Raw genomic sequence first — 5,627 nt, forward strand, 5'->3', positions numbered from 1 at the left:
ATGACCTGCTTCTATATATCGCTCTACATCTAAATACGGTAAGCAAGTAAGGTACTGACCATTAGCAACTAAACTACGTAACACCGGAACGTGTTCGTACTCGCGCCACACATCCAAATCTTCAATAAGGTGGTGAATAGAACTATCAAATGTTTTTCGTGTGCCAGAGCCATGCTCTCTTAGTACCCACTTCGCTTGCTCTAACTGCGCAAGGCTAACAGACTGATTACGCGCAAAAGGATGATGAGAAGCTGCGACAACAGTAAGATGATCACGACACCATACTTCTTGGTATAAACGGTTATCATCACAGCGCCCTTCAATAATCCCTAAGTCATACTTGTAATCTAATACCCCATCAATCACCCCTTTTGTACTTTGTACACCGAGAGAAATACGCATTTCTGGAAAGTCATTATCAATGATACTGATAAGATCGGGAACTAAGTGCTCTGCTGGGGTTTGACTCGCTCCCATACGAATCTCACCACTCAATAAATGTTGCTCATAGAAGCCCATTTCAATCTGCAATGCATCTTGTAGCAAGCGTTTTGCTTTTGGTCGTAACCACATCCCCCAATGGGTTAACGCCATTTGCTTGCCTTGCCTCTCAAACAACGGCCTGCCAAGCATCTTCTCTAATTGCGCAAGCGACATACTCGTCGCTGATTGTGTCAAAGCCAATTTTTCTGCGGCTTGGCTTACACTGCCGGTATCTGCAACTGCGTCGAAAACCGCTAATTGCTTAAGTGAGTAGCGCAAAGTGTCCTCCATTATTAGTGGGTATTTCCCAATCCCCACAATTGTTAAAGCATGCCCCAATAAGCAATAGAGTTCATTTTACCTGGCCCCGCAAAGTTATCAATTAATTTGATGAGGTTTCTAAATATTATCAATTTTACCTTACTAACCGTTCTCCCTATTCTGAGTACGCGGTTCGGGAACACCGCAAGCCTCAATGGTTTTGAAACCGAAGTCATTGAGGCTCTTAATAAAAACAACAATTTCATTTTTGAGTTAATAACCAAGGATTTTTTATGCGATTACAAATTAAGGAGTCAATATGGCGGTGACCAGTTCTCAAAATCACCAGTATTTTTCTCCAAAAGAGATGATGGTTGAAGCGGAAAAATTTGCGTTAAGTAAGGCAAACAAAACCAGCAGTATGACATTAAGCCTCGCCATTATGGCCGGCGCGTTCATCGGGTTAGCATTCTTGTTTTACATCACGGTGACCACCGGCAGTACGGGCGCTGGTTGGGGCTTGAGCCGCCTAGCTGGTGGACTCGCATTTAGCATGGGATTGATCCTCATAGTGATCTGCGGTGGTGAATTATTTACCAGCTCCGTCCTATCCAGTATTTCTTGGGCCAATAAGCAAATCTCGTTCGGTAAGATGCTTTCGATCTGGGGCAAAGTTTACGTTGGTAACTTTATTGGTGCGATGTTCCTACTTGCGTTGGTTACTGCTGCTGGTCTTTATCAGATGGATGGCGGTCAATGGGGATTAAATGCGCTTAACATCGCACAACACAAACTTCACCACACTCTCATTCAAGCGTTTGCACTCGGTATTCTCTGTAACCTGTTGGTCTGCCTAGCGATTTGGCTGACATTTAGTTCTGCAAATGCAATGACAAAAGCAGCAATGACAATTTTGCCTGTGGCAATGTTTGTCAGCAGCGGTTTTGAGCACTGTGTTGCGAACATGTTTATGGTTCCACTTGGTATTGTTATCGCGAATTTTGCACCTGAATCTTTTTGGGCATCTGTCGGTGTGCCCGCGTCACAATACACAGACCTAAACATTAGCCACTTTATTACCGCTAACTTAATTCCTGTCACGCTTGGCAACATCGTCGGCGGAGCGGTATTAGTTGGCCTTTCAAACTGGTGTATTTTTCGCCGACCAGAACTAAAAGCAGCGAATATTTCTTCTATCACTACAACTACAACACTGTCGTCAGTTAAGGATTTCACCATGAAAAATGCCTCTTTTGTTAAAGACATTATGAACCCAAAACCAGTCACCATTCGTGCAGAAACGCCAATTGCAGCCGCGCTGGATGTGTTACTTGATAACAACGTAACTAGCGCACCTGTTGTAGACGTACAAAATCGATTAGTTGGCTTCTTCTCTGCTCACGATGTGATGGTAGAACTATGGTGTGAGGACTACATTCCGGTGAAAGACCAAAAAGTCGTCGACATCATGAGCCGAGATGTGGTCGCAATTGACGCTGGTGATCGTCTCGTTGATGTTGTGGAATTCCTATGTATCGATAAAGAGCAGTTGTACCCAGCGAGCAGTATGGGTATTGCCACTCGCTTGACGTCTTTGTCTCTCGAAGAACGCGCTAAAAGTATCAAAGTAAGTAAGCCACAAGTGCTTCCTGTGCTTGAAAATGGGCAGATGGTCGGGGTGGTTACTCGTACTGAAGTATTAAAAGCACTACGCCCGATTTTTGGTGAGCGTTTAAACTTGGTGGAAAAAAGTGAGTTAGAAACAGCGTAATTCGCTAAACATTTACAACGTCTATTGGCTTTCAATCGCTATCACTGACTGGTTTATCGATGTTAGTGATGTGATTAAGATAATAAAAAAGCGCTCTTCAAGTGAAGAGCGCTTTTAGTGTATCTAAAAGGAACTAATTACTTCTTAATACCTTCGATATGAAGTTCCATATCGACGTAGCTTGAAGCACCCATTACTGGGATGTCAAAGTCAGCAAGCTCTAGGCGAGTGTTGCCAACAAAGCCAGTGCGCTCGCCGCCCCATGGGTCACTGCCAGCACCAACGAATTCAGCCTCAATAGTAATAGGCTTAGTAACACCGTGTAGCGTTAGATCACCAGTTACATCTAGTTTGCCATTGCCTTTATCAACCACTTTTGTGCTCGTAAAGGTTGCTTCACTGTATTTACCAGCATCGATGAAGTCACCACTACGAATGTGTTTGTCACGTTCAGCATGGTTTGAATCTAGGCTGGTTGTATCAACAACAACATTTACTTTTGAGTCAGCAATGTTGTTTTCATCAAAAGAAAAGTCACCAGAAAATGTATTGAAACGACCTTTGATGAAACTGTAACCCAAGTGACTAACTTTAAAGTTGATTGAAGCATGAGCACCTTTGGTATCGATGACATAATCTGCAGCTTGCGCACCAAATGGCAGTGCCATAGCGATAGCTAATCCTGTAGCGAAAAGTGACTTTTTCATTTTGAAGCTCCTAACATTTTTCTTAATGTGTTGTCTTTATCGATAAAGTGGTGTTTTAGTGCAGCAATAGCATGTAAACCTGCAATCAGGATGACTGCCCAAGCTGCATAGAAGTGAATCTCACCTGCAATATCTGATTGGCCTGGGAATAACTCTCCCGCTCCTGGCACGGTGAACCAATTAAACACTTCGATGCCGCGTCCATCAGACGTTGAAATGAGGTAACCTGAAACAAAGATGGTGACCAATAGTAGGTACATGACACCATGCGCTGCTTTAGCAGCAAGCACTTCGTAACGTTTGCCTTCTACCTTTGGTGACGCCGTCACATGTTTCCATACGATGCGTGCCAAAGTTAAAATAGCGAGTAAAATACCGACAGAGCGATGGTAATGCGGCGCAGTTCGATACCATTCGCTGTAATAGCTAAGGTCGACCATCCACAAACCCACTGCAAATAGACCAATAATGCACAGCGCTGATAACCAATGCATCACGCGTGCAGTAAGGTTGTAATTCTTTACCAGTGTATCCATCTCAAGTTCCTAGATATATTCCTAAGTTAATGCTGAGCAAGAAACACTACATTAACCTATTTACGTCATATGAAACAGATTATTTACCATCATTTACATCCAGCCAATGGTACCGTATCTATCAAGTTGTTCGAATTTTTTGAAGGAACTTTAAATCGTTTGTAAAACTGAAACTTACAGCTTAACTTCTTGTTCTATCTCATACAGCTCTTCGGAAACTTCTAACATTCTGCGTTCAACCAGTAACTTAGCATCTTCAACACCCTTGTTATAGTAAATTGGCCCTAGTTTTTCTGTAATAAAATCAATTAGAAACTCACTATCGAACTGGCCAATTTCAACATCTAGCTCGTCTTGCATGTAATCTTGAATAGCGGTGGCCAGCGCCTCTTTTTGTGCGCGTTCTAGCTTTATCATTTTTTCCCTTTCAAATTTTTGTTCAACTTCTGCTTCTTTCGTGTTGTTCTATTAAAGATTAGACACGGTCATTTGTGAGAAATTTGGTGTTTAGATCAAGAAGTTGCCGAAGTAAATTAGTCTATTCTCAAAAGACTATGCTAACCTTTTGCAGTTCGTTTTGTAATTATTAAGGGATATTCTTTGCTACTCGACCTAGTTATTCAAAGTGTTAATGATTTTCAAGACGACTGTCTTAAGCTGTGTGAAAAGCATTACCCTGCGGTGCATAACCAAGGCATGAGTGAGCATCATCTTGGTCTCGCGTTTTCAAGAAGGATGGAACATACTTTTCGTCACTTTGGATACAACTGCGTGATAAAGCCAATCGAAGTGTTGGATTCTCCAGACCTTCCCCATCACTATCGAATTTCATCCGACATTGGCACTGTCTGGGTTCTGAGTCACCATATGGTCAGTGCCGGAAAATCTTGCCGGGAAAACTTACTCTCATCAATTACGGAATGGCAGAGTGAATATGGCTATGCCTTACAGCCTAATGACCTACTCTTTTTGGTTTGCGATCATTGGATAAGTCGCAGCAAAACGAGCCGAGAATTACTTCATTGGTGGATGGGTGAACTACCCGATCAGATCAACGAATACACAGAACAAGGAATCACACTGTACACCAGCGAGTCGCAACTCACGCAATCTTTGGACACTCGATTCGGTATTAGCCCTTGTTACATTAAGTTTGGGCATCCTTTACGGCGTTCGAACAAACAGCAGTTAGTCAGAAAATATTTGCAGTTGTATGCCGTACTGCAATGGTAGCATCAAATTGAAGTGCTGAGATTATCAATTATTTCATCAATTTGTTTGATATCACTCGACAAAACTACCCATCCATTACCATCGTTCTTGCTTGAGTTAATGAGCACACTTAGATTCATTGCCAATGAAATAGAAAAATTAGCGCGATAACGCTGATGTTGAGACATTGATTTAGGTTGTGGTAACAATGATGAGCATCTCGCAACTACTTAGTTGCATCCGGAAACAAGCCGACGGGCAGTATATTGCGAAATACGCGAACTTCACTCTCCGCAGTGTCTTTCAACCCATATATAAGAACGATATTTCCATCGTTGGCCTTGAAGCACTGGTAAGAATTAGCAATGCCAATGGCAACATGGTTAGGCCAGATCAGTTTTTCCAATCCAAAGCGACTCCCACTCAAGATTTGCTCAATGTTGAACGCTTAAGTCGCCTAATCCATATCAAAAATTTCTCTCAGTCTCGCTTTCACACAAAACAATTGTTTCTCAATGTATTACCGGTAGCGGCAGAGATACTAGTCAAAGACATCACGTATAACCGACTGCTAAAACAAACCATTTATGAATCGCATTTGATGAATGAACAAATCGTCATGGAGTTACTTGAATTGAAGGTGGAGGATGAACTCTC

6 protein-coding genes and 1 pseudogene are annotated in these 5,627 nt (G+C 42.3%); 3 read left to right on the plus strand and 4 right to left on the minus strand.

Going from position 1 to position 5,627, the window contains the following annotated elements; all coding sequences use genetic code 11:
• Positions 1 to 762 (minus strand): LysR substrate-binding domain-containing protein (locus IQR33_RS23560; protein ID WP_193844104.1); only part of this gene is annotated, 762 nt, incomplete at its 3' end.
• Positions 763 to 1,063: 301 nt separating this feature from the next.
• On the opposite strand from IQR33_RS23560, the gene focA reads away from it, so the two are divergent.
• Positions 1,064 to 2,515, plus strand: a complete 1,452-nt coding sequence (gene focA / locus IQR33_RS23565; RefSeq protein WP_193837694.1) for a formate transporter FocA — start codon at positions 1,064 to 1,066, stop codon at positions 2,513 to 2,515.
• A 137-nt stretch (positions 2,516 to 2,652) separates the two neighbouring features.
• Here focA and IQR33_RS23570 read toward each other — a convergent pair whose 3' ends face one another.
• From IQR33_RS23570 to IQR33_RS23580, 3 genes are all read right to left on the minus strand, one after another.
• Positions 2,653 to 3,222: a YceI family protein gene (locus IQR33_RS23570; RefSeq protein ID WP_193837693.1), complete on the minus strand. Its 570-nt coding sequence runs from the start codon at positions 3,220 to 3,222 to the stop codon at positions 2,653 to 2,655.
• A complete protein-coding gene (locus tag IQR33_RS23575; RefSeq protein ID WP_005390157.1) occupies positions 3,219 to 3,758 on the minus strand; it encodes a cytochrome b in 540 nt (179 codons plus the stop codon). The genes IQR33_RS23570 and IQR33_RS23575 overlap by 4 nt, the downstream gene beginning before the upstream one ends.
• 174 nt (positions 3,759 to 3,932) lie before the next feature.
• Positions 3,933 to 4,175: a DUF2164 domain-containing protein gene (locus tag IQR33_RS23580; RefSeq protein WP_005390155.1), complete on the minus strand. Its 243-nt coding sequence runs from the start codon at positions 4,173 to 4,175 to the stop codon at positions 3,933 to 3,935.
• Between the two features lie 183 nt (positions 4,176 to 4,358).
• Between IQR33_RS23580 and IQR33_RS23585 the strand changes: the two genes are divergently transcribed.
• On the plus strand, positions 4,359 to 4,991 hold the full coding sequence (locus tag IQR33_RS23585; protein WP_005376385.1) for a hypothetical protein: 633 nt from the start codon (positions 4,359 to 4,361) through the stop codon (positions 4,989 to 4,991).
• A 187-nt stretch (positions 4,992 to 5,178) separates the two neighbouring features.
• A pseudogene (locus IQR33_RS23590) lies at positions 5,179 to 5,627 on the plus strand (hypothetical protein); the annotation flags it as partial.

The sequence above is a fragment of the Vibrio sp. OPT46 genome (assembly GCF_015163535.1).
Classification (GTDB): Bacteria; Pseudomonadota; Gammaproteobacteria; order Enterobacterales; family Vibrionaceae; genus Vibrio; species Vibrio alginolyticus.